We start from the raw sequence: 22,051 nt of genomic DNA, 5'->3' as shown, positions 1-22,051 counted from the left end.
GAGACGTGCTGCCGCCATGGCGTTCGCAGTGCTCACGACCGTTTCGTGCGGCGCGACGGAGCCCGCCGCGTCGCCGGCGTCCTCGGCCGAACCCACTTCCGCGCCTCCCGCGACCTCCCCGCCCGCGCAGGGGGAGCCGGAGGCGACGCCGAGCCCCACCGCGCCGCCGGAGTTCAGCGCGAAGGTCTCCGCGGTGTCCCGCGACCGCCTGCCCTACTCCTGGCGGCCCGGCTGCCCGGTCCACTACCGGGACCTGCGGCTGGTGCGGCTGTCGTACTGGGGGTTCGACGACGCGCCGCACACGGGCGAGCTGGTCGTGCGCAAGACCGTCACCGACGACATCACGACGGTCTTCAGGAAGCTCTACGACTGGCGCTGGCCCATCCAGCAGATGAAGCTGGTCGACGCGTTCAAGGCCGACGACTACGCCTCCATCGACGCGAACAACACCTCCGCCTTCAACTGCCGCAACGCGACCGGGTCCAGCAATTGGTCCAATCACGCGTACGGCGCGGCAATCGACATCAATCCCCGCCAGAACCCGTATGTCACCGCAAGTGGGAGCACAGCCCACAAAAACGCTGAAAAGTTCACCAAGCGCCCAATGAAGGGTAAAGGTGTTATTAATCCTGGTGACAAGGTTGTCAAGGCATTCGCGGCCGTCGGCTGGGAGTGGGGCGGCTACTGGTCCGGCACCAAGGACCTGCAACACTTCTCCAAGGGCGGAGGCTGAGAGAATCACGCCATGGCGGACAAGGACGGCGACGGCTGGACCGAGTGCGCCCAGGGCCACCGGCACTGGGGTCTGCACGGCGCGTCCGGGCTTCTCCTGGTGCACCACGACCCCGCGGGCACGCCGTACGTGCTCATGCAGAAACGCGTCTGGTGGAGCCACCACGGCGGCACCTGGGGGCTGCCCGGCGGCGCCCGCGACAGCCACGAGGACGCCGTCACCACGGCCCTCCGCGAGGCCCGCGAGGAGGCCGCGCTCGGCGCCGACGGCCTGCGCGTCCAGGGCGTCTACCTCGACGACCACGGCGGATGGGCGTTCGAGACGGTGATCGCCGAGTCGCGCGAGCGGCTCGCGGCGGCCCCGGCCAACCGGGAGAGCACCGAGCTGCGCTGGCTCGCCCTGCCCGAGATCGCCGAGCGCGAGCTGCACCCCGGCTTCGCCGCCACGTGGGGCGAGATCCAGGCGGCGCTGCGGCCCGAGACGATCGTCCTGGACGTGGCCAACATCGTCGGAGCGCGGGCCGAGCACGGCTGGTGGCGCGACCGGGCGGGGGCCGCGACGCGGCTGCTGGAGCAGGTGGCCGGGCTCCGGCTGCGGCACCCGGTGCTGGCGCAGTGGTTCCCGCGGGTGGTCGCGGTCGTGGAAGGGGCGGCCAGGGGCGTGCCCGAGGTGCCCGGCATCGAGGTGGTGCCCGCCGCGGGGAGCGGCGACGACACGATCGTGGACGTCGTGCGCCGGGCCAGGACGTGCGAGCGGGTGGTCGTCGTCACCGCCGACCGGGGGCTGCGGGACCGGGTGGGCGAGCTGGGCGCCGAGACCATGGGCCCCAAGTGGCTGCTGTCACAGCTCGGCTAACGCCACCCCGTCGAAGGCGGCCTTCAGCCCCGTGACCTCCAGCACGCGCTGCAGGACGCCGTGCACGCCGACCAGGCTGAGCGAGCCGGCGTGCGCCGCCACCCTGCGCTGATGCTCCACCAACGCCCATAAGCCGCTCGAATCGCAGAAGTCCAGCAGGGACGCGTCGACCACGACATCCATCCGGCCTTCGGCGAAGAGCTCCGTCAGGCTCTCCTTCAGCAACGGCGCGGTGAGCTTGTCGAGGTCGCCGATCACGCGCACGAGCGCGCGAGAGCCGCCGCGCTCCACCTCGACGTCGAGATCCGCCACCTCCTGAACGTACACCGGCCGCACCACAGCCGCTATCGTGGTTCCCGCACGGGAGGGTTCGCATAGTGGACGAGTGCAGCCGCCTTGAAAGCGGCCAGGTCAGCGATGGCCTCGTGGGTTCGAATCCCACACCCTCCGCTCAGTCGCGAAGGCTCGCGAACCCGTCGCCCACGTGCGCGGCGAGCTGCAGGTAGGCCTCCCGCGTGGCGTCCTGGAGCCGGTCCAGGTCGATCTCCGCGCCCTCCTCCAGGTGCGGGTCGTAGGGCACCCGCACCACGGCCCGGCAGCGGGCCGCGAAGTGGGCCTCCAGCTTGCCGATGTCCACCGCCGACTTCGAGCGCGGCCGGACGCTGCACAGCACCACGGTCGCGTTCTTCACCAGGTCGCCGTAGTGGTGGGCCTCCAGCCAGTCGAGCGTCGCCGAGGCGGCCCTCGCGCCGTCCACCGACGGGGAGCTGACCAGCACGATCTGGTCGGCCAGCCCGAGCACGCCGCCCATCGCGGAGTGCAGCAGGCCGGTGCCGCAGTCGGTGATGCAGATGGAGTAGAAGCTCTCCAGCACCTGCGAGACCGCCTGGTAGTCGGCGCCGCTGAACGCCTCCGACACCGACGGGTCGCGGTCGGAGGCCAGCACCTCCAGCCGGGACGGGGCCTGCGAGGTGAACGCCCTGATGTCGACGTACCGCTTGACCTGGTCGCGCTCGTTGAGCAGGTCGCGGACGGTGGCGGAGGTCTCCAGCACCAGCTTGTCGGACAGCGTGCCCCGGTCGGGGTTGGCGTCGACGGCGATGACGCGGTCGCCGCGCACCTGGGCCAGCGTGGCGCCGAGGCCGACGGTGGTCGTGGTCTTGCCCACGCCGCCCTTCAGGCTCAGCACGGCCACCCGGTGGTGGCCGGTCGTGACCGGGGTGCGGGCGCGGTTCATCAGCTCGCGGCGGCGGCGCACCTCCGGCGGCTCGCCCGGCTTGATCCAGCCGCCGGACGCCTTGTAGACCAGGCGGCGCCAGCCCTTGGACGGGGCGTTGCGCCGGCCGCGCAGCAGGGTGTCGGGGTCGAGACTGTCGGCGGTCGGCCGGCCGGCGACAGGGGGCCGCGGCGGGGCGGTGAACACCGGCACGGGGGCCGGGCGGCGGCGGGCGATCGGCGGGATGTCACGTTCCGCCGGGCGCCACTCCTGCTGCTCGGTCCACTGCGGGCGGTCCGGCCGGCGCTCCGCCCTCGGCGGCTCGGGCTTGGCCGGCTCCTGGCCGAAGGCGGCGGGCTCGGACCTGGGGAACGGGTCGCTCTCCTGGGCCGGCTCCGGGCGGCGGGACAGATCGGACGTGACGGCCGGCTCGGACGCCGAGGACGCCGAAGACGTCGCGGATGTCGAGAACGCCGAGGACGTCGCGGACTCGCCGGACCTCTCGGGCAGCCCGGCGCGGTGCCGGTCGGCCTCAAGCGGGGGCTCCGGGCTCGCGTGCGGAGCTGACGGCGCGCCCGGCTGCGGGCCGGACTGCGGGCCGGACTGCGGGCCGGAGTGGGGGCCAGGCTGGGGGCCGGACTGCGGGCTGGACGGTGCGGGCGGCTGCGGGGCGGGCTCGTCGCCGGAGCGGCCGGGCAGGTCGAGGTGGAGCTCGGGCCAGCTCGGGCGCTCGTTGCCCGGCTGGGTGGCGGCCCACGGCTCGGGCTCCTCCTCCGCCTCGGGCGCCTCGGCGGGCGCCGGCTCCTCGTACGTGCCGCGCCGCCAGCCCCCCAGCTCCGCCGGACGCGACCACTCGGCCGGCGGCCAGGTGGCGTCGGCGCGCTCGTCCGGTTCGGGAGTCGGTTCGGGAGTCTCGGCGGCCGTTCCGGCCTTGGCGGTCTCCGCGGTGCCGGCCGGCTCGGCGGGCGGCGACGTGAACGACAGGCCGTAGGAGTCGGTGTCGTCGGGCCGCGGCAGCGGCTTGAGCGGCGCGTGGAACGGGTCCTCGGCGACGGGCGCCGGCGGCTCGTCGCGGTGGAGCTCCCGCAGCGCCTCCCGCGTGATGTCCGTCGTGGCGGCCTCGCCGAGCCACCCGGCGTCGGCCTCACGGGTCACGGCGTCACCGGTCACGGGGTCACTGGTCACGGCGTCGGGGGCCGACACCGCGTCGGCGGCCGCGCGGAACAACGTGGGCGCAGGCGCCTCAGGCTGGGCGGGGACCAGCGACCACGGGTCCTGGGGGTATGGCGAGACCGGCTCGTCGGCCGCCGCGGCGGAGGCCCCGACGGAGACCGGGGCCTCGTCGGTCTCCTTGATCGCGTCGAGCCAGGCCAACTGTTCCTCGAGAGATTCCTCTCGATCGTGTCTTGCCACCGTGTTCCCCCTCGGGTGGGTCTAAAGGGGCAGCAAATACCTTGCAGATTAACGCCCTCGGTCACCGCGCAGCCCGGCAACCCACAAGTTCTTTGCCCGGCTACCGTGGATCGCATGCGAGCCATTGAGATCACCAGGCCGGGCGGCCCCGAGGTGCTGGAGTGGCACGAGGTGCCCGACCCGTGGGTGGAGCGCGGCGACGTGCTCATCGACGTCACCGCCTCGGCGCTCAACCGCGCCGACGTGCTGCAGCGCAACGGCAACTACGATCCGCCGCCCGGCGCGCCGCCGTACCCGGGGCTGGAGGTCTCGGGGGTGGTGGCCGAGGTCGGGGCGGACGTCGAGCAGTTCAAGCCGGGCGACGAGGTGTGCGCGCTGCTCGGCGGCGGGGGTTACGCCGAGCGCGTAGCCGTGCCCTGGCAGCAGGTCATGCCCGCGCCCGTGGGCGTCCCGCTGAAGGAGGCCGCGGGGCTGCCCGAGGTCGCCTGCACGGTGTGGTCCAACGTCTTCATGCTGGGCCGGCTGCGCCGCGGCGAGACGCTGCTGGTGCACGGCGGGGCGAGCGGCATCGGCACGTTCGCCGTGCAGCTCGCCAAGGCGCTCGGCTCGCACGTGGTCGCGACCGTCGGCACGGAGGAGAAGGCCGAGCAGGTGCGGCGGCTCGGCGCCGACGAGGTGGTCAACTACCGCGAGCAGGACTTCTCGGAGCACGTCCAGGCCGACGTCATCCTCGACATCATCGGCGCCAAGTACCTCGCGGGCAACATCAAGGCGCTGCGCACCGGCGGCCGGCTGGTGATCATCGCGCTGCAGGGCGGCGCCAAGGCCGAGATCGACCTCGGCGCGCTGATTGCCAAGCGCGCCTCCGTCCACGCCACCACCCTGCGGGCGCGCCCGGTGGACGAGAAGGGCGTCATCGTGCGGAGCGTGGTCGACAACGTGTGGCCGCTGGTGTCGGCGGGCGCGGTGCGTCCCGTCGTGTACGCGGAGGTGCCCATGGCGGAGGCCGCCGAGGCGCACCGTATGTTGGATTCGGGCGAGCACGTCGGCAAGATCCTGCTAGTACGGTGAGTGTTATGAATGCTGAGGACAACAACACCCCCCACATCGTGGTGGTGGGCCCCGACTTCCAGGGAGGTCAGGGCGATAGCGGCGAAGAGGACCGCTCGGTCACGCAGCTGGTCGAGCAGCCCGCGAAGGTGATGCGGATCGGCAGCATGATCAGGCAGCTCCTGGAGGAGGTCCGGGCGGCTCCCCTCGACGAGGCCAGCCGCAAGCGGCTGAAGGACATCCACGCCTCCTCGATCAAGGAGCTTGAGGACGGCCTGGCGCCGGAGCTGGTGGACGAGCTGGAGCGGCTGTCCCTGCCGTTCACCGACGAGAACGGCACGCCGCCGAGCGAGGCCGAGCTGCGCATCGCGCACGCCCAGCTCGTCGGCTGGCTCGAAGGGCTCTTCCACGGCATCCAGACCACGCTGTTCGCCCAGCAGATGGCCGCCCGGGCGCAGCTGGAGCAGATGCGCAGGGCGCTGCCCGGCGTTCCGCAGGCCAACCTGGACGAGTCCGGCCGGCCGCACGGCGGTTCCGGGCCCTACCTGTAGGGGGAGCGGCTAAAAGAGCTTCTCCAGCACCTGCGCGACACCGTCCTCGTCGTTGGCCGCGGTCACGTGATCGACCGCCGCCAGCACGTCGGGGTGCGCGTTGGCGACGGCGTACGACGTGCCTGCCCAGCTCAGCATGGGCAGGTCGTTCGGCATGTCCCCGAACGCCACGACCTCGGCCGCGTCGATGCCCTGCTCCTTGGCGAGCGCCGCGAGGGCTGTGGCCTTCGTCACACCCTGGGCGCTCATCTCGATGAGCCCGCGGCTGCTGGAGTGGGTGGCGGTCACCAGGTGGCCGACCAGGTCGTGCACGAGGGCGTGCAGCTCGTCCGCGCCCATGCGGGGGTGCAGGGCGAGCAGCTTGGCGCAGGGGCGGGCGGTCACCGAGTCGGCGCGGGGCGCGGCTCCGGCCCGGCGGTCCAGGCCGCCCAGCAGGAAATCGGACTCATGCGCAAAACCGGCTTCATACTCGACCGAAAATACGAGATCGGACACGTTCGCTCGTAGCTGAGCGACGACTTCCTCCAGGACGTCCACGGCGATCAGGTGAGATTCCACTATCCGCTCGGTATGCAGATCGTAGATCAGGGCGCCATTCGCACAGATCGCGAGCCCCCGGTGACGTACCGCACTCGCCACACCCCCCATCCAGCGGGGCGGCCGGCCGGTCACGAACACGAGCGTGGCGCCGGATTCCTCGACGCGGGCGAAGGCGGCGACGGTCCGGGGAGACACGGTTCCGTCGCGGTGCAGGGCGGTCCCGTCCAGGTCGGTGGCCACAAGACGGGGTGCGGGATGGCTGTGCATAACAGGTTCCAGTTTGCCCGGTGATGCCTCCTGACAGAAATCTTCGATGGGACGGGAACACCGACGCGCCAGAATGGTGTTAGATGTGATGGCGTTGTATTAGCTGATCCCGTAGTGAAAACCAGCATGACTTTGTCTGAGCCACCCCGGGTGCTTGCTGTACGACACACCGGGACCCACGAGGTGTGGGTCCCATAGATTCACATCCTGAGGGAGAGCTTTTATGGCTCAGGGAACCGTCAAGTGGTTCAACGCCGAGAAGGGCTTCGGCTTCATCGCCCCGGACGGCGGTGCGCCGGACGTGTTCGTGCACTTCTCCGAGATCGTCGGCAGTGGCTACCGCAGCCTTGAAGACGGCCAGCGGGTCGAGTTCGAGATCACGCAGGGCCAGAAGGGGCCGCAGGCCTCCCAGGTCCGCGCCATTTGACCTGACAGTTAGCAAGTAGAGAGCCGGGGTCCGCCTCCAGCGGGCTCCGGCTCTCGCATGTACCGGGTTGGTCACGGGTGGCCCGCCCGCCGAACCCCCCGGCTCCCCCCGTCATCGACCTCTACATGAGGTACGCGTGGTTATGTCATCCCGTGACCGTTGCCGGGGTGATCGTGCTCTTGGTCAACGACCACCTGCTCAAGCAGGTCTGGCCCGGGTTCGTGACGGGCAAGCTCAGCGACGTGGCCGGGCTCCTCGTCGCGCCCCCGCTGCTGGCCCTGGTCTTCCTGCGCCGCGCCGACCTGGCCGCCACAGCGGTCACCGGCATCCTCTTCGCGCTCGTGAAAACGACGGAGACGGGCGCTGAGGCCGCCTCCCATGTCTGGACCTTCATGGCGGGGCCTTCGCGCGTCCTGGACGATCCCACGGACCTCCTGGCACTGCCGGCGCTCGCCCTCGCCTGGTGGGTCCGCCGCCGCAGCCTCGCCGCCCCCTCCACCGCCCCCTCCACCGCCCGCGCCCGGGTCCTGCTGACCATGCCGCTGGCCGTCCTCGCGGTCACCGCCACCTCGGCCGCCCCCGGCCCGCCCGCGGCCGTCTCCGTCGAGGTCCGCGGCGAGCGCGTCGTCGTGCGCACCGACGCCTCGTACGCGTGGGAGACGACGGACCGGGGCGCCACCTGGACCAGGACGGGCTCCTCCGACGACGCCGGCCGGGCCCGCTCGGCGATGTGCGTGCCCTACCAGGCGACCCGCTGCTACCGCGTCACGCCCGGCCGGCTCGCGGTCGAGCAGTCCGACGACGGCAGCAGGACGTGGGGCCCCGCGTGGTCGCCGTCCGCCGACGACCGCGACCGCCTGTCGCGGCAGTTCGGCGACCGGCCGCTCGCCTCCAGCGGCCTCGCCGTGCAGGCCTGGCGCGGCGGGCACGTGATCGTCGTCGCCAACGGCCTCGACGGCATCCTGCTGCGCGACGAGCACGGCTCCTGGCGGCGGCTCGGCTGGCCCGGCGAGCAGGCGCCCCCGCTGGACCTCGGCTCCGAGCTCACCGCCGCGATCTTCCTGGCCGGCTGCGTGCTGTTCGGCGCCGCCGGGGCCGGGCTGCGCCGCTACCACCGCGCCTACCTGGGCTTCGCGGCGGCGACCTGCCTGAGCGTGCCGGTGGTCGCCTTCTCCGACGACCCGGCCGTCACGGACGCGCTGGCCGCCGTGGACGGCCTCCTGACGCTGCTCAGGCTGCTCGCGGTGCTCATGATCCCGGCGGGCCTCAGCGTGTGCGTCGCGCTGCTCTTCGCCGGGCGGGCGCGCCCCGCGCCCGTCGCCGTGGGCGTGCTGAGCGCGCCGCTGGTCTACCTGGCCGTCTACACGCCCTTCGAGGGCTGGGCGGGCGGCGCCTTCGCGACATACTGGACGGCCGTCGCGGTGGCCGCCCTGCTGACGGCGCTCGTCCTGGCCGTGGACGTGATCCTGATCAGGAGGGACGCCGCCGCCGCGGGCCCGCCCGCCGACGGGCGGGCGGACCCCGGGGTCACCTGGCGGGCGTGAGGACGTCCAGGCCCACGTAGGGGCGCAGCGCCTCGGGAACCACCACCGAGCCGTCGGCCTGCTGGTGGTTCTCCAGGATCGCCACGATCCACCGGGTCGTGGCGAGCGTGCCGTTGAGCGTGGCCAGGTGTCGCGGCTTGCCGTCCTGGTCGCGGTAGCGGACGGCGAGCCTGCGCGCCTGGAACTCGGTGCAGTTGGAGGTCGAGGTCAGCTCGCGGTAGCGGCCCTGGGTGGGGATCCACGCCTCGCAGTCGAACTTGCGGGCCGCCGACATGCCGAGGTCGCCCGCCGCGGTGTCGATCACCCGGTAGGGCACCTCGATCCTGGCCAGCATCTCCTTCTCCCAGGCGAGCAGCCGCTGATGCTCCTCGTGGGCCTCCTCGGGCCGCACGTACGAGAACATCTCGACCTTGTCGAACTGGTGGACGCGGATGATGCCGCGGGTGTCCTTGCCGTACGAGCCGGCCTCGCGCCGGAAGCACGACGACCAGCCCGCGTAGCGCAGCGGCAGCGCGCCGGCGTCGAGGATCTCCTGGGCGTGGTAGCCGGCCAGCGCGACCTCGGAGGTGCCGACGAGGTAGAGGTCGTCCTCGGGCAGCCGGTAGATCTCCTTGTCGTGGGCCACGTGGAAGCCGGTGCCCTGCATGGTCTCGGGCTTGACCAGCACGGGCGTGATCATGGGGGTGAAGCCGGCCTCGATCGCCTGCTGCATCGCCATGTTGAGCAGCCCGAGCTGGAGCCGCGCGCCGACGCCCTTGAGGAAGAAGAACCGCGAGCCGGACACCTTGGCGCCCCGCTCCATGTCGATGGCGTCGAGCGCCTCGCCCAGCTCCAGGTGGTCCTTCGGCTCGAAGTCGAACACCCGCGGCTGCCCGTGGGTCTCCAGCACGACGTAGTCGTCCTCGCCGCCGGCGGGCGCGCCCTCCTCGACGATGTTGGGCACCGACTGCATCAGCTCGTCGAGCTCGGCGCCGAGCTTCTCCGCCTCCGCCTCGGCGGCCTTGACCTGGCTCGCGAGGTCCTTGGCGCGCTGGAGCAGCGCGGCCTTCTCCTCGCCCTGCGCCTTGGAGACCGACTTGCCCATGCTCTTCTGCTCGGCGCGCAGCGACTCGAACGAGGTCAGCGCGGAGCGCCGGCGCTCGTCCAGGTCGAGCAGCGTGTCGACGACGGAGTCGTCCTCGCCGCGGGCACGCTGCGAAGCCCGTAGCCGGTCGGGGTCCTCACGAAGGGTACGCAGGTCGATCACAAGGAAAGGCTACCGGCGCGGGACGGCCCCTCGCCCCTCTATTAGCCGGGGCTACTGGACGCGGCCCGCGCGGACCCGCGCCAGCCACTCGCCCGCCTCGGCGAACTCGGCGTCGGACGTGCCCCGCTTGATCTGCGGCTGCCTGCCGTCGGCCCGCGGATAGCTGCCGAGGAAGCGCACCTCGCCGCAGATGCGGTGGAGCCCCGCGATGGCCTCGCCGACCCGCGCGTCGCCGATGTGGCCCTCGAAGTCGAAGTGGAAGAAGTAGCGGCCGATGCCGTCGCCGGTCGGCCGCGACTCGATGCGCGTGAGGTTGACGCCGCGCACCGAGAACTCGGTCAGCATCTCCAGCAGCGCGCCCGGGTGGTCGTCGGCCAGGAAGACGACCAGCGTGGTGCGGTCGGAGCCGGTGGGCTCGGGCAGCGGCCCGCCCGGACGGGCGACCTTGACGAACCTGGTCACCGTGTCGGACCGGTCGCCGATGCCGCCGGCCAGCTCGGTCAGGCCGTAGTGCTCGCCCGCGATGCGGGCGGCGATCGCCGCGTCGTACGGCGAGCCCGGCAGCGACACCTCCTGCGCCGCGGCGGCGGTCGAGGGCGCGGACACGACGACCGCGTCCGGCAGCTCGCGCGCGATGTACCCCCGGCACTGCGTGATCGCGGCCGGGTGCGTGTAGACCCGCTTGATGTGCGGGATCTCGGTGCCGGGCCGGGCCAGCAGCGAGAACTGCACCGGCAGCAGCAGCTCGGCGGTGATCAGCAGCGGCTCGCCCCAGGCGAACTCGTCGAGGGTCGTGGTGATCGCGCCCTCGATGGAGTTCTCCAGCGGGACCACGGCTCCGTCGGCCTCGCCGGCGCGGGCGGCGTTGAGCGCGGCGCTGACGTTGGCGCAGGGCAGCCGCTCCGCGGTGGGGTCGAGGAGTCTCAGGGCCTCTTCGGTGAACGTTCCCTCGGGCCCGAGATAGGCGAGCTTGGGCATGCGTCCAGAGTATCCGCAGGCGAGCCGGCAGCGCGCCGGGAACGGCTCAGAGCGGCCCCGCCGACCGGCACGGCACCAGCGGCCCGAGGCCCAGCCGGGCGGCCCGCACCGCCTCCTCCTCCTCGGGCGACAGCGGCTGCGCGCCCTTGCCGCCGACCACCGGCCGCACGTACGTGCGGGTCTCGCTCTGCCCGTTGATCGAGGTCAGGACGATGCCGTCGCCCAGGCCGTTGATCATGGCGACCGAGAACGATAGCCGCCCGCTCATCTCCGACAGCGCGTCGTACCGGCAGACCGCGACGTCCCTGATGGCCCTCAGGTCGCCGAGGCCCTCGCTGCTCTGCCTGGCCAGGGCCCGCTGCCAGTCCTCGACGGCGGCCCTGGCCTGCCGCAGCGCCAGATAGCCGATCAGCACGCCGGTGACCCCGGCGACGACCCCGACGATCACCCACACCGTAACGAGCACGGCACCGAGGGTAACGGCTGGGTCAGACGAGCTGCCGCCGTTTCGGCAACCAGGCGGCCAACAACCACACCAGGGCCAGGGCGCCGAGGCCGTAGCCGTCCTGGACGATCTTGCCCAGCACCACGCTCACCCCCGGGATGCCGGCCGCGATCAGCGACACCCCCCACCAGGGGACCGGCACCACGTAGAACAGCCACACCCCGCCCGCCACGCGCAGCCGCGCCGGGTCGCGCCCGTCGCCGGCGAGCGCGCCGAGCACCACGACGATCCAGGCCAGGTGGTGGATCCAGGCGACCGGCGAGAGCAGCACCGCCATCAGCCCGACGAGCGCCACCGCCGCGAGCCGGTCGCCCGTCAGGTACGCCTCCCGCGCGCCGCGGAAGCCGAACCAGGCGACCACGGCGACCAGCACCACCCAGATCGCCGACTCCAGCGCGCCGTTCATGTAGAGGCGGATCAGCATGCCGCGCATCGACTGGTTCGTGGTGCCCGCGTTCGCGCCGAGGCGCTCCGGGTCGAGCAGCGCCGAGAACCAGAAGCCGGCCGCGTCCCTCGGGATCACCGCGAACGGCAGCAGCGTGAGCACCGTCGTCACGAACGCCGCCATCCAGAACGTCCGCCACTGCCGCGTGACCAGCAGGTAGATCAGGAACACGCCCGGCGTCAGCTTCACCGCCGTGGCCAGTCCGATCAGGAAGCCCCGCGGCCACCAGGGGCGCCTGGCCAGGCAGTCGGCCACGCAGAGGGCGACCAGCAGGATGTCCACCTGGCCGAAGCGCACCTGGTCGCGGATCGGCATCAGGTACGCGCAGGCCACCATGAGCAGCCCGAACAGCCACGGCGCGTGCCTCCGGACCGCCTCCCCCTCCAGGGCCTGCCGGAAGGAGAACCAGACGGTCACCGCCAGCGTCACGTAGACGCCGGCCGTCCACACCCACTGGGCCGTCTCCCAGGACATCACGGCCAGGCCCACGGCCAGCATGGCGGCGATCGGCGGGTACGTGAACGGCAGGAGCTGGGGGGCCGGGGTGTAGTAGTCGTAGACCGGCCGCCCTTCGAGCAACATCTGGCCGCCGGTGCGGTAGACGTCCAGGTCGACCAGGCGCTGGTCGTCGGGGTTCGTGAGCCACGTGTGCACCAGCGGCGCGACGGCCGCCGCGACGGCCAGCGCCACGATCGCCCACATCCACCACTGCCGCCGGTTCACCCGCACCTCGCCTCTCGTCACGGTGTGGCACGTTACCGTGGCTGTTGTCGTTCGAGGGGCAAGCACTGGGGGTTCGGTCCATGGCACACGACACCGCATCCGGCCTGCGCGGAGGCCGGGCCGGTTCGCGTCCACGCCCCTTCCGCGGCATCGCCCGCTCCCTGCTGCCCGTCCTCACCGCCCTGGCCCTCGCCCTCGCCGCCCCCGCACACGCCTCCGCCTCAGGGGCCCCCGGGCAGGGGCGGGTGGTGGTGGTCGGGGTGCCGGGGTTGCAGTGGAGCGACCTCGACGAGACCCGCACCCCCGCCCTGTGGAAGCTCGCCGCCCAGGGCTCCTCGGCCTCCCTCTCGACGCGCGCCGTCCCGCCGCCCGACCGCGGCATCACCTGCCCCGCCGCGGGCTGGCTGACGGTCTCGGCGGGCCAGCGCGCGGGCACGGCGGGCAAGGGCTGCCCGGCCCCGGTCGCCCCTCAGCCGCGGCCCGCCGCCGGCGGAGGCGCGACCGTCCCCGGGTGGGACGCCCTGGCGGCCTATCAGTCCGGGACCGGTTACGACGCCCGTATCGGCACGCTGGGCCAGCTGGTGGCGGACGCCGGGGGCAAGGTGGCGGCGATCGGTCCGGGCGCCGCCCTGGCCGCCGCCGACAAGTCCGGAAATATCGCCAGATACGCCCCCACCCCCGTCGCCCTGGGCGACCTCACCCCGTACCGCCTGATCGTCTTCGAGGCCCCCGACCTCGCCGACGCCTGGGCCCGCCGCCCCCTCGACGAGTACGGCGTCCCCACCCCCCTGCCCGGCCCCGCCCGCCAGGCCGCCGCCGCGCAGGCCGACCGCCGGATCGCCGCCCTGCTCCCCCTGCTCGCCCCCGGCACCACCACCCTCGTCGCCGGTCTCTCCGACGTCACCCCCAACGCCCACCTGCACCTCGCCCTGGCCGCCGGCCCGTCCCCGTCCGGCGAGCCGTACCCGCACGGCCGCCTCACCGCCTCCTCCACCCGCCAGGACGCCCTGGTCACCGTCACCGACCTCACCGCCACCGTCATCCAGCTCCTCGGCCTGCCCCAGCCGCGCGAGGTGGTCGGCCGCCCGTGGCAGCCCGCCGCCACGACCACCGGCGGGCCCGCCGCGACGGTGTCCGAGCTGGCCGACGGCGACCTCGCCAGCCAGGTGCTCCGCGAGGTCCGCGGCCCGTTCTTCACCGTCCTGGTCACCCTCCAGCTGCTCTTCTACGCCTGGGCCGCGCTCGCCCTGCGCCGCCGCCGCGCCGGCACGGAGCCCGACGTCAGGGCCGCGAGCACGTCCAAGCTCCTGCGCGCGGTACAGATCGTCGCGGTGCTGAGCGGCGCGATCGCCGTCTCCACCTTCCTGGCGCAGCTCGTGCCCTGGTGGACCCTGCCGACGCCGATGATCTCGGTCATCGTGACGATCCTCGGCATCGCGGGCCTGATCACCGCGCTCGCCTTCGCCGGCCCCTGGCGGGCGCACGTCCTCGGCCCGCTCACCGTCGTCGCCGGGATCACCTCGCTGGCCCTGCTCCTCGACGTCATGACCGGCTCCGCCCTCCAGGTGAACGCCGTCACCGGCTACGAGCCCGTCACCGGCGGCCGCTTCTACGGCTTCAGCAACATCGCCTTCGCCGTCTGCTCGACCGGCACCGTCCTGGGCCTGGCCGGGGTCGCGCAGTGGCTGCTCGGCCGCGGCCTGCCCAGGGCGGTCACGGTCGGGGTGTGCGCGCTGTACGGGATGTTCGCGGTGTTCGCCGACGGGTGGCCGTCGTGGGGCGCGGACTTCGGCGGGGTGCCGGCGTTCGTGGTCGGGCTGGCGGTCTTCCTGATCCTGCTGTCCGGCAGGCGGGTGTCGGTGCTCAGGCTGCTGCTGGTCGGCGTCGCCGGGGTGGCGGTCATCGGAGCGCTGTCGGTGGTCGACTGGCTGCGCCCTGAGGCGCGGCGCACCCACCTCGGGACATTCGTGCAGCAGGTCATCGACGGCCAGGCGTGGACGGTCGTCGGCCGCAAGCTCAGCGCCATGATCGGGGTGACGGTCGGCAACTGGTCGCTGACCCTGCTGACGCTGGTGGCGCTGGCGTTCCTGTTCCTGGTGCTGGCCCGGCCCTCCCGGTACGGCGCCGCGGCGCTCGGCCAGGCCTACGCCCTGGCCCCCACCCTGCGGGCCGGCCTGCTCGGGGCGCTGACGTGCGCGTTCATCGGCTTCCTGATGAACGACTCCGGCATCGCGATCCCCGCTATGGCGCTGACGGTGGCGGTGCCGCTGACGCTCGCGGCCTGCGTCCGCGCGCTGCAGCTCGCCACGCCCACACCGCCAGGGCGATCGTCAGGACGAGCAGCACCCAACCCGTCCGAGGCCGGACCTCTCCGCTGAGCCAGGCGAGGTCCGCGGGCTGCCCGTCCACCCGGGCCGGCAGGTAGGCGAGCGACAGGACCAGCAGGTGGACGACCAGGAACCCGTCCACCGCCGAGGCCGCCACCAGCGCCAGCATGCCGAAGGCCAGCCCGTCGTACCAGGGCAGCACGTACGGCGAGGCGAACACGTACGCGACCGCCAGCCCGGCCGCCACCACCGGCGCCGAGCCGATCGCGTCACCCCAGCCGCCCCGAGCGGCCCAGCGGAGCAGCAGCCAGGCCAGCAACGCCAGCAGCAGGAGCGAGCCGACCTGGATCTCCCCCCGGTACGCTTTGCCCGGCCCCACGACCACCTGCAACCACCCCTGGACGAGCTTCCAGACCGTGGCGTGCGAGATCGACTTGCTGGTGCGCGTCACCGGCGCGATCGCCTCCGGGCCGGCGACGGCGTACCCGGCCGCCACCACCGCCAGAGCGCAGCCCGCCATGACGGCCAGGCGGCCGGGACGGCGGCGCAGCTCCCAGGCCGGGCCGAGGGCGACGAGCCCGGCGTTCACCTTCACCGCCACGCCCAGGCCGAGCAGCACGCCCCCGCCCGCCGGCCGGCCCCTCGCCAGGAGGGCGGCGACCATGCAGGCCACCGCCAGGGTGTCGGCGTGCAGGCCGGCGACCAGGTGGTAGAGGAGGAGCGGGTTCGCCGTCCACAACAGGGCGGCGCGGCGGCGGGCGGCCTCGTCGTGCCGGGTCGCGCGGTCGAGCAGCAGGCCGGTCACGACGAAGGCGGCGGCGTTGACCAGCGCCAGGACGAAGACGGTCAGCCGCATCGAGTCGCCGCCCACCCAGCTCGCGAACGCCTGCACCGCCGTCGCGACCGGCCCGTACACGCTGGGCTCCTCCCGCCACGGCCGCTCCACCGCGTCGGCGATCGGGTCGCCGGCCAGGTCGGCGGCGCCGTGCGTGTACGGGTTCAGCCCCAGGGTGAGCATGCGGCCGTAGGCGGCGTAGTTGAGGTGGTCGCCGGAGCCGGAGGGCGGCAGGAAGGCGAGGACCGCGGCGGCCAGGCAGCCGAGCTTTACCAGCAGGCGCACGTCCGGGGCCGCGGCCTGGTCCGGGAGGATCAGGGCGGCCAGGAGGCCGAGGCCGCCGACGACGATCGCGGCGGCCGCGAGGGCCACCGCCAGGTGCGGGTCGGGGTGGACCGCCAGCGAGTACGGCGGCTGCCAGGCGGGGCCGTCCAGCGCGGGCACCATGGGCGACGGGCCGAGCAGCCCGATGACGATCGTCAGCAGGGCCGAGACGCCGATCGCGGCCGTGGCCGCCGTGGCCGCCCGCGCCCGCCGCTCCCCGGCGATGCCGCGCCGCCGCGTCTCCGAACTCACCCGCGTATTCCAGCACACCCGCCGCCGCCCGCTCGCCGCTTCCCCTCACCGCCCTGAGGACGGGAACGGGGACGACGGCCCCTCACACTCGCGGGAGAACGAGCAGGCGCCCAGCCGCCGGCCCGCCCTCGCGCCCCGAAGGACGCAAGGCATCAGGGACCGCAGCCCCTCGTCCAGAGAGCCGTCAGGCGGGGAGCGGGCGACGGGCGGCGCTGTCCCCACTCCCTGGCCCCGCCTCTTGCCGGAAAGCCGGAGGGTGGCCGACGGCGAGCGACCTCATCCCCACCCCGAGAAGGGGAGGGTGGTCGGCGGGGAGCGGCCCCGTTCGTGGCATCGCCGCCCGAAACGGGAAGGTGGTCAGCGGTTGGAGTGAAGTTTGTTCAGGTTTTGGACGACCACCGGGTCGCGCGTCGCCAGCGCCCGCGCCACGTCCCGGAGCTGGGCGGCGCGGTGGAGCTGCGCCCGCCAGTCGGTGCCCGTGGCCCGGTGGGCCATCTCGACCTCGACCTGCCGCACCCGGTACCCCTTGCGGACCAGGTCGATCGTCAGCGCGGTCTCCACGCCGAACCCGTGTGCCAGCGGCCGCGCGGCCTCGAAGGCGGCCCTGGTCAGGCAGCGCTGGCCGTTGAGCGGCTGGGCGAGCTCCAGCCCGGTCGCCCGCCGGATGCCCTCCTTGGACAGACGCACCACTAACCCGTGCCCGCCGAGCTTCACCCGGGTGCTGAAGACGGCGATCGTCATGTCGGCCTCGCCCGCGCGCACCGGCTCCACGAGCGGCGCCGCGGCCCCTGCCGTGTCGCCCAGGTCGGCGTCCAGGAACAGCAGGTGGCGCGGGGTGTCGTCGCCGTCCAGCAGCCGTACGGCCTCCGCCCCGCTCTCCATGGCGGCCGCCTTGCCCCGGTTGCGGCTGTGCCGCACCACCCGGGCGCCCGCGGCGCGCGCCACCTTCCCTGTCAGGTCGCGCGAGCCGTCGTCCACGACCACCACGAGGTCCACGCCGGGCAGCGCCGAGGCCGCCTTGACGGTGGCCGCGACGCGCTCGGCCTCGTTCGCGGCCGGGATGATGACGGCGGTGTCACCGCTCACTGGTGGGGGCTCCTCGCTGGGCGGACCGGACGGCATGCGGCGGGCAGGACGGCATGCGGGCGAGGCGCGGGGGACGGGTGTCCCCTGCGTCCGCGGGCGGCTCCCGTCATGATCCCTCGGATATGAGGAACTCCTGGGGCACCTCTTCGTGCACGGTGAACACCGAGTCGAGCCCGGTGACCTGCAGGATCTTGCGCACGGCGGGACGCGGTGAGGCCACCTCCAGGGTGCCTCCCTGCTCCTTCATCCTCTTGAGCGCCGAGAGCAGCACGTTCATGCCCGTGGAGTCGCAGAAATCCACGGCGGACATGTCGATGACCACCCGGCTCGGCCCTTCCTGCAGCAGCCGAGTGAACTCGGACTGCAGGTGGGGCGCCGTGTAGAGGTCGATTTCCCCGGTGACCGCGACGAGCGCGAACCCGGCATGTGATCTGGTCGAGACCTTGAGCTCCACATGGGCAGGCTAGCGGCGCGGAGGCTTTCGGTCACGTTGTCACGCCGAGAGGGCAGGCACAGGTTTTTGTCCTCCGTTTGGGCTCCATAGGCACGGAGAGTACGCGAAGCTTGACAGCGTGACACCTGAACACCCGCCGCGGCACCGAGAAGGAGGGACCAGGGCACGGCTGACGGGCCCCACGTCGATGAAGACCGAGAAACCTGAAGATCCCCAGCGCGAAGGGCTCCGCGACCGGCTGGAGTCCATTCTCCTCCGCACCGAGAAGGCCAACTCCTGGCACGACGAGGCGGCGCGGCTGCGCGGCCTGCTCAACCATGAGGGCTTTGTCCCGATCCGCACCCGGCTGGCCCGCGAGGACCTGGAGTTCCTGGCGGGCGCGCGCACCGACCTGCTCAGGTTCTCCGAGCTGGGGCTGCGGCTGCTCGACCTGCACCAGCCACGCGACGCGGGCGGCATCACCAGCGACGCCGCGCACCCGATCCTGCGGTGCCGGAGCTGCATGTGGCGCTGGCCGTGCCCGACGTTCCGGGCGATGCTCGAGTCGTTCGGCCCGCAGCGCGACACGAAGGACCCGGCGCCCGACGAACCGCCCGGCCCGGCCGCGAACGAGCCCGCCCGCGCGGCCGTCAGCCGCTGACCAGGGGCAGCCGGATCTCGAACCGGCACCCCGGCCCGTCGTTGACCACCTCGATCATCCCGTCGTGCGCCTCCACGATGCCCTGGGCGATGGCCAGCCCGAGCCCGGCCCCGCCGTCGGCGGTGGGCGTGCGCGCGCTCTCCCCCCGGAAGGCCACCTCGAACAGCCGGGGCAGGTCCTCCTCGGGGATGCCTCCGCAGCAGTCGGTCACCGACAGGCACGCCATGCCCGCGTCGACGCCGGCCCGCAGCACCACCGTACGGTCCGACGGGGTGTGCCTGATGGCGTTGACCACCAGGTTGCCGAGGGCCCGCCCGAGCGCGCCCGCGTCGGCCTCGACGGGCACGGTCTCCGCCGCCTCGGCGGTGAGCAGCACGCCCTTGGCCCTGGCCAGCGGCTCGGCGCCGGCCAGCGTGTCGGCGACGAGGTCGGCGAGGCCGATCCTGGCCCGCGTGAGCCGCAGCGCCCCCGCGTGGATGCGCGACAGCTCGAACAGGTCGTCCACCATGGCCGACAGGCGCTCCACCTCCAGCTTGATCTGCCCGTGGTAGCGGGCGACCGTCGCGGGGTCGGAGACCACACCGTCCTCCAGCGCCTCGGCCATGGCCCGCATGCCGGCCAGCGGGGTGCGCAGGTCGTGGCTGACCCAGGCGACCAGCTCGCGCCGGGCGCCCTCCAGGGCCCGTTCGCGCGCGTACGCCTCCTCCAGGGTGTTGGCGATCTCCTGCAGCTCGGCGGGCAGCCCCTGGGGCGCGCGGAACGGCGGTTCGCGGACGGCCGCGACGAGCCGGCTGCTCTCCCGTACGACCCGCTTGGACAGCACGAACGCCACCCCCAGCCCCACCAGCCCGCCGACGGCGACCACGCTCAGCACGAAGTCCTTGACCGGCCCCTCGATGATCATCTTGGCGATGATCGCCACGACGCCGGCCAGCGTGGCGGCCACGGCCACCACCACGACCACGGCCAGCATCACGCCGATGGACCGGGTGCGCAGCCGGCCCATCGCCCAGATGCCCGCCAGCGCCACCAGCAGCCCGAGCCCGGCCGCCACGGCCACGACCATCGGCAGCTCCCCGACCGGCACGGCGGGCGCCGGCAGCGCGCGCGTCATCAGCCCTCCAGCGGCTCGTACCGGTAGCCGACGCCCCACACCGTGACGATCCTGCGCGGCTCGGTCGGGTCCGCCTCGATCTTCTCCCGCAGCCGCCGCACGTGCACCGTCACCGTGGAGGAGTCGCCGAACGACCACCCCCACACCTGGTCGAGCAGCGCCGCCCGGCTGAACGCCTGGCGCGGGTTGCGCATGAGGTAGGCCAGCAGGTCGAACTCCCTGGCGGTCAGCATGACCTCCGCGCCGCGCAGCCGCACCTCGTGGGCGCCGACGTCCACCACGAGGTCGTCGTCGCGCAGCACGCCGGTGCCGCCGGTGACGGAGGCGCCCCTGGCCCGGCGCAGCACGGACTGCACCCGGAGCGCCAGCTCGCGCGGGCTGAACGGCTTGACCACGTAGTCGTCGGCCCCCGTCTCCAGGCCGACCACCCGGTCGATCTCCTCGCCCAGCGCGGTGAGCATGATCACCGGCACCGGCCACCGCTCCCTGAGCTTCCTGCACACCTGGAGTCCGTCGAGCTTGGGCAGCATGAGGTCGAGCACCATGAGGTCGGGCGGGCGGGCCAGCGCCCGGCGCAGCGCCTCGGCCCCGTCGCCGACGCACTCGACCTCGTGCCCGTCGCGCTCCAGGTAGCGGGCGACCACTTCGGAGACGGTCGGGTCGTCCTCGACCACCAGGATGCGGGTGTTCACCACCTCACGGTACGGCCGGCAACGCCCCGTGCGCCGGGTACGTCACCACTCCGTAAGCCTCGCGGATCTTGCCCGGAGGACGTACGGTGGCCTCATGAGTAGAGTCGTGATGCTCGTCATAGGGACCTTGCTGGGTCTCTTCGTGGTGTTCAACTTCCTCCTGCCGCTGCTGGCGGGCCTGTTCAAGCTCGCCCTGATCGTCGGGGTGATCGCTCTGCTCGTGTTCGTCGCGGTCACCGTGGTCGGCAAGTCCCGGTCGCATTGACCCGATCGCATCGAGCCGATCGTCTTGACGCAGTTCCTGTTCGACCCGTGGCTGGTCGGGATCACGATGGTGGCGATCCTGCTGCTGGCCACGTGGGCGGCCGCGTTGCGGCCCGTCCTCGGCGGTGAGCCCGCGGGCTTCCCGCTGGTCTACGCGCGCCGCACGGCCTTCCAGCGCCAGCGCGATCCCGACGCCGCCGGGCGGTGTCGGTCACGAGCTCCTTAGGCATGCCCCGCTTCCCCAGGTAAGCGGGGCTCGCCGACCGGTGGGCCCCATCCCCGACCACGTCCAGGATGGATGGAAAGGCTCACGCTCCCATGATCGACTCTCTTGTCACGTTCGTCGTCGGCCTGTCCGGCGGTGACGCCGCGCTCGCGATCGTGCTGTTCACGCTGGCCGTACGGCTCCTGCTGCTGCCGCTCAACGTGCGTCAGGCCCGTACCGCGAGGATCCGCGAACGCCTCGCGCCCAAGCTGCGCGAGCTGCAGAAGCGCCACGCGCGCGACCCCGAGCGGCTGCTCGGCGAGACCCGGGCGCTGTACGCGCGGGAAGGCAGCTCGCCGTTCGCCGGGTTCCTGCCGATGCTGGCCCAGATGCCGTTCCTGTGGCTGATGTACCGGGTGGCCACGCATCCGACCGCGCTGGCCGGGCACACGTTGTTCGGGGCGCCGCTCGGGGAGCAGCTCGCGGGCGCGGTGGCGCATTTCGGTCTGATCAGCGTGCCGGTTTCGGTCTTTGTTCTGCTGATCGTGCTGGTCGCGGCGGTGGCCTGGCTGTCCGCAAAGAACCTGAGGATCGGCGAGGAGCAGCCGGAACTCCTGCGGCGGTTCGCGCGGCTGGCGCCGTACGGGTCCGTGCTCGCCGTACTGGTGCTGCCTCTCGCGGCGGGGCTCTACCTGCTGGTGTCGACGGCGTGGGCGACCGCCGAGCGGGCCGTGCTCTACCGCCGGCCCGCCGGCGCGACCGCCTGACGCCCGGCCGGCCCTCCCCAGGGCCGGCCACACCACGGGAGACCGGCTAACCGGCCTCCTTCAACGCCGCAGCGACCTGCCCGTTCATCGAGGTGGACTGAGGAGCGGGCAGGATCGCCCACACCGTCGTCGTGTCGCCGTCGTGCCGCACCCCCCAGCTCTCCGCCACGTACTCCACGATGCCCAGCCCGCGCCCGCCGAGTGAGGACAGGGTCGGGCGGCCGGCTCGCGGCTCGGTGGCCGCACCCCCGTCGCTGACCGCCACCTCGATGTGGTCGTCGCTGCGCAGCCAGGCCACCCGCACCATGCCCGAGGGCAGGGGATGCGCGTGCCGCAGCGCGTTGCTCAGCAGCTCGCTCACCACGAGCACGGCATCGTCTATCGCGGTGGAGAAGACCCCGCTGTCCTGCAGGTCCGTGCTCAGACGCTGGCGGGCGACGGCGACGCTGGACGGCGCGTACGGCAGCAGCACCACGCTTGACACACCCACCTCCCCGTTCCCTGTGCCCCCCGCGGGAACACTCCCCGGTACGACCGAAATGCCCCGTTACTCAATCCCAGAAACCGCATCTCGATCACAGCTTGTACACATTGGAAG

The 22,051-nt window shown here is 73.0% G+C and carries 23 protein-coding genes, 1 tRNA gene and 1 pseudogene; 12 read left to right on the top strand and 13 right to left on the bottom strand.

Features of this window, described 5'->3' with window-relative positions; all coding sequences use genetic code 11:
• Positions 1 to 16 precede the first annotated feature (16 nt).
• Both MF672_RS11545 and MF672_RS11540 read left to right on the top strand, forming a co-directional pair.
• The gene (locus MF672_RS11545; protein ID WP_242374088.1) at positions 17 to 733 is read left to right on the top strand and encodes a M15 family metallopeptidase; all 717 of its coding nucleotides are present in this window, start codon (positions 17 to 19) and stop codon (positions 731 to 733) included.
• A 12-nt stretch (positions 734 to 745) separates the two neighbouring features.
• Positions 746 to 1,588, top strand: a complete 843-nt coding sequence (locus MF672_RS11540) for an NUDIX hydrolase (protein ID WP_242374089.1) — start codon at positions 746 to 748, stop codon at positions 1,586 to 1,588.
• Here MF672_RS11540 and MF672_RS11535 read toward each other — a convergent pair.
• A complete protein-coding gene (locus tag MF672_RS11535; RefSeq protein ID WP_242374090.1) occupies positions 1,574 to 1,900 on the bottom strand; it encodes an STAS domain-containing protein in 327 nt (108 codons plus the stop codon). The genes MF672_RS11540 and MF672_RS11535 overlap by 15 nt on opposite strands.
• Before the next feature lie 51 nt (positions 1,901 to 1,951).
• Between MF672_RS11535 and MF672_RS11530 the strand changes: the two genes are divergently transcribed.
• Positions 1,952 to 2,038 (top strand) — tRNA-Ser (locus MF672_RS11530).
• 1 nt (position 2,039) lies between these two features.
• Here the strand turns inward: MF672_RS11530 and MF672_RS11525 are convergent.
• Complete coding sequence (locus tag MF672_RS11525; RefSeq protein ID WP_242374091.1) at positions 2,040 to 4,178, bottom strand: MinD/ParA family ATP-binding protein; 2,139 nt, start codon at positions 4,176 to 4,178, stop codon at positions 2,040 to 2,042.
• 153 nt (positions 4,179 to 4,331) lie between these two features.
• Between MF672_RS11525 and MF672_RS11520 the strand changes: the two genes are divergently transcribed.
• Both MF672_RS11520 and MF672_RS11515 read left to right on the top strand, forming a co-directional pair.
• Positions 4,332 to 5,288 (top strand): NAD(P)H-quinone oxidoreductase, encoded by a 957-nt coding sequence (locus MF672_RS11520; protein ID WP_242374092.1) that lies wholly within the window; start codon positions 4,332 to 4,334, stop codon positions 5,286 to 5,288.
• Between the two features lie 5 nt (positions 5,289 to 5,293).
• Positions 5,294 to 5,818: a bacterial proteasome activator family protein gene (locus MF672_RS11515; protein WP_242374093.1), complete on the top strand. Its 525-nt coding sequence runs from the start codon at positions 5,294 to 5,296 to the stop codon at positions 5,816 to 5,818.
• A 9-nt stretch (positions 5,819 to 5,827) separates the two neighbouring features.
• Here the strand turns inward: MF672_RS11515 and MF672_RS11510 are convergent, their stop codons facing one another.
• Complete coding sequence (locus MF672_RS11510) at positions 5,828 to 6,598, bottom strand: Cof-type HAD-IIB family hydrolase (RefSeq protein ID WP_308210479.1); 771 nt, start codon at positions 6,596 to 6,598, stop codon at positions 5,828 to 5,830.
• 250 nt (positions 6,599 to 6,848) lie between these two features.
• Here MF672_RS11510 and MF672_RS11505 point away from each other — a divergent pair, with 250 nt between their 5' ends.
• Both MF672_RS11505 and MF672_RS11500 read left to right on the top strand, forming a co-directional pair.
• Complete coding sequence (locus tag MF672_RS11505; protein ID WP_091081014.1) at positions 6,849 to 7,052, top strand: cold-shock protein; 204 nt, start codon at positions 6,849 to 6,851, stop codon at positions 7,050 to 7,052.
• 167 nt (positions 7,053 to 7,219) lie between these two features.
• Positions 7,220 to 8,596 carry a hypothetical protein gene (locus MF672_RS11500; protein WP_242374095.1) on the top strand — a complete coding sequence of 459 codons (1,377 nt, stop codon included), beginning with the start codon at positions 7,220 to 7,222 and terminating at the stop codon, positions 8,594 to 8,596.
• Here MF672_RS11500 and serS read toward each other — a convergent pair.
• Genes serS through MF672_RS11480 form a run of 4 tightly spaced genes read right to left on the bottom strand, consistent with a single transcriptional unit; the run spans position 8,580 to position 12,514 of the window.
• Entirely contained in the window at positions 8,580 to 9,842 is a 1,263-nt protein-coding gene (serS, locus tag MF672_RS11495) for a serine--tRNA ligase (protein WP_242374096.1), read from the bottom strand. The two genes, MF672_RS11500 and serS, sit on opposite strands and share 17 nt — an antisense overlap.
• 51 nt (positions 9,843 to 9,893) lie before the next feature.
• Positions 9,894 to 10,820 carry a prephenate dehydratase gene (gene pheA / locus MF672_RS11490; protein ID WP_242374097.1) on the bottom strand — a complete coding sequence of 309 codons (927 nt, stop codon included), beginning with the start codon at positions 10,818 to 10,820 and terminating at the stop codon, positions 9,894 to 9,896.
• Between the two features lie 46 nt (positions 10,821 to 10,866).
• A complete protein-coding gene (locus tag MF672_RS11485; protein WP_242374098.1) occupies positions 10,867 to 11,286 on the bottom strand; it encodes a DUF4446 family protein in 420 nt (139 codons plus the stop codon).
• Between the two features lie 22 nt (positions 11,287 to 11,308).
• Positions 11,309 to 12,514 carry a glycosyltransferase 87 family protein gene (locus MF672_RS11480; RefSeq protein WP_242374099.1) on the bottom strand — a complete coding sequence of 402 codons (1,206 nt, stop codon included), beginning with the start codon at positions 12,512 to 12,514 and terminating at the stop codon, positions 11,309 to 11,311.
• A gap of 59 nt (positions 12,515 to 12,573) precedes the next feature.
• Between MF672_RS11480 and MF672_RS51320 the strand changes: the two genes are divergently transcribed.
• Positions 12,574 to 14,871, top strand: a complete 2,298-nt coding sequence (locus MF672_RS51320; protein WP_302893192.1) for a hypothetical protein — start codon at positions 12,574 to 12,576, stop codon at positions 14,869 to 14,871.
• 241 nt (positions 14,872 to 15,112) lie between these two features.
• On the opposite strand, the pseudogene mptB reads toward MF672_RS51320, so the two are convergent.
• The 3 genes and pseudogenes from mptB to MF672_RS11465 form a co-directional block, all read right to left on the bottom strand.
• A pseudogene (mptB, locus tag MF672_RS11475) lies at positions 15,113 to 16,231 on the bottom strand (polyprenol phosphomannose-dependent alpha 1,6 mannosyltransferase MptB); the annotation flags it as partial.
• Positions 16,232 to 16,588: 357 nt separating this feature from the next.
• Positions 16,589 to 17,353 (bottom strand): glycosyltransferase family 2 protein, encoded by a 765-nt coding sequence (locus MF672_RS11470; protein WP_247815224.1) that lies wholly within the window; start codon positions 17,351 to 17,353, stop codon positions 16,589 to 16,591.
• Between the two features lie 70 nt (positions 17,354 to 17,423).
• Complete coding sequence (locus MF672_RS11465) at positions 17,424 to 17,771, bottom strand: STAS domain-containing protein (RefSeq protein WP_091081001.1); 348 nt, start codon at positions 17,769 to 17,771, stop codon at positions 17,424 to 17,426.
• Positions 17,772 to 17,958: 187 nt separating this feature from the next.
• Here MF672_RS11465 and MF672_RS11460 point away from each other — a divergent pair, with 187 nt between their 5' ends.
• Positions 17,959 to 18,411 (top strand): hypothetical protein, encoded by a 453-nt coding sequence (locus tag MF672_RS11460; RefSeq protein WP_242374102.1) that lies wholly within the window; start codon positions 17,959 to 17,961, stop codon positions 18,409 to 18,411.
• Here MF672_RS11460 and MF672_RS11455 read toward each other — a convergent pair.
• Together MF672_RS11455 and MF672_RS11450 are read right to left on the bottom strand one after the other, a co-directional pair.
• Positions 18,401 to 19,525, bottom strand: coding sequence for a sensor histidine kinase (locus tag MF672_RS11455; protein ID WP_242374103.1), 1,125 nt, complete (start codon positions 19,523 to 19,525; stop codon positions 18,401 to 18,403). The two genes, MF672_RS11460 and MF672_RS11455, sit on opposite strands and share 11 nt — an antisense overlap.
• A complete protein-coding gene (locus MF672_RS11450) occupies positions 19,525 to 20,217 on the bottom strand; it encodes a response regulator transcription factor (RefSeq protein ID WP_242374104.1) in 693 nt (230 codons plus the stop codon). Before MF672_RS11450 ends, MF672_RS11455 begins: the two co-directional genes overlap by 1 nt.
• 94 nt (positions 20,218 to 20,311) lie before the next feature.
• On the opposite strand from MF672_RS11450, the gene MF672_RS11445 reads away from it, so the two are divergent.
• From MF672_RS11445 to MF672_RS11435, 3 genes are all read left to right on the top strand, one after another.
• Complete coding sequence (locus MF672_RS11445; protein ID WP_242374105.1) at positions 20,312 to 20,482, top strand: hypothetical protein; 171 nt, start codon at positions 20,312 to 20,314, stop codon at positions 20,480 to 20,482.
• A 24-nt stretch (positions 20,483 to 20,506) separates the two neighbouring features.
• The gene (locus MF672_RS11440) at positions 20,507 to 20,707 is read left to right on the top strand and encodes a DUF6412 domain-containing protein (protein ID WP_242374106.1); all 201 of its coding nucleotides are present in this window, start codon (positions 20,507 to 20,509) and stop codon (positions 20,705 to 20,707) included.
• Between the two features lie 92 nt (positions 20,708 to 20,799).
• Positions 20,800 to 21,453, top strand: coding sequence for a YidC/Oxa1 family membrane protein insertase (locus MF672_RS11435; protein ID WP_242374107.1), 654 nt, complete (start codon positions 20,800 to 20,802; stop codon positions 21,451 to 21,453).
• 46 nt (positions 21,454 to 21,499) lie between these two features.
• Here the strand turns inward: MF672_RS11435 and MF672_RS11430 are convergent, their stop codons facing one another.
• Positions 21,500 to 21,937, bottom strand: a complete 438-nt coding sequence (locus MF672_RS11430) for an ATP-binding protein (RefSeq protein WP_308210478.1) — start codon at positions 21,935 to 21,937, stop codon at positions 21,500 to 21,502.
• Positions 21,938 to 22,051: the final 114 nt, after the last annotated feature.

This window comes from Actinomadura luzonensis, from assembly GCF_022664455.2.
Classification (GTDB): Bacteria; Actinomycetota; Actinomycetes; order Streptosporangiales; family Streptosporangiaceae; genus Nonomuraea; species Nonomuraea luzonensis.
The sequence above is the reverse complement of the archived record's forward strand: the minus strand, read 5'-3'. Positions and strand labels throughout refer to the sequence as shown.

What these genes read in the sequence shown, in the direction of transcription:
- MF672_RS11515 (WP_242374093.1), top strand. Translation starts at nt 5,294, where the DNA reads ATGAATGCTGAGGACAACAACACCCCCCACATCGTGGTGGTGGGCCCC.
- MF672_RS11455 (WP_242374103.1), bottom strand. Translation starts at nt 19,525, where the DNA reads ATGACGCGCGCGCTGCCGGCGCCCGCCGTGCCGGTCGGGGAGCTGCCG.
- MF672_RS11505 (WP_091081014.1), top strand. Translation starts at nt 6,849, where the DNA reads ATGGCTCAGGGAACCGTCAAGTGGTTCAACGCCGAGAAGGGCTTCGGC.
- MF672_RS11470 (WP_247815224.1), bottom strand. Translation starts at nt 17,353, where the DNA reads ATGCCGTCCGGTCCGCCCAGCGAGGAGCCCCCACCAGTGAGCGGTGAC.
- MF672_RS11460 (WP_242374102.1), top strand. Translation starts at nt 17,959, where the DNA reads ATGAAGACCGAGAAACCTGAAGATCCCCAGCGCGAAGGGCTCCGCGAC.
- MF672_RS51320 (WP_302893192.1), top strand. Translation starts at nt 12,574, where the DNA reads ATGGCACACGACACCGCATCCGGCCTGCGCGGAGGCCGGGCCGGTTCG.
- MF672_RS11540 (WP_242374089.1), top strand. Translation starts at nt 746, where the DNA reads ATGGCGGACAAGGACGGCGACGGCTGGACCGAGTGCGCCCAGGGCCAC.
- MF672_RS11520 (WP_242374092.1), top strand. Translation starts at nt 4,332, where the DNA reads ATGCGAGCCATTGAGATCACCAGGCCGGGCGGCCCCGAGGTGCTGGAG.
- MF672_RS11445 (WP_242374105.1), top strand. Translation starts at nt 20,312, where the DNA reads ATGAGTAGAGTCGTGATGCTCGTCATAGGGACCTTGCTGGGTCTCTTC.
- pheA (WP_242374097.1), bottom strand. Translation starts at nt 10,820, where the DNA reads ATGCCCAAGCTCGCCTATCTCGGGCCCGAGGGAACGTTCACCGAAGAG.
- MF672_RS11545 (WP_242374088.1), top strand. Translation starts at nt 17, where the DNA reads ATGGCGTTCGCAGTGCTCACGACCGTTTCGTGCGGCGCGACGGAGCCC.
- MF672_RS11435 (WP_242374107.1), top strand. Translation starts at nt 20,800, where the DNA reads ATGATCGACTCTCTTGTCACGTTCGTCGTCGGCCTGTCCGGCGGTGAC.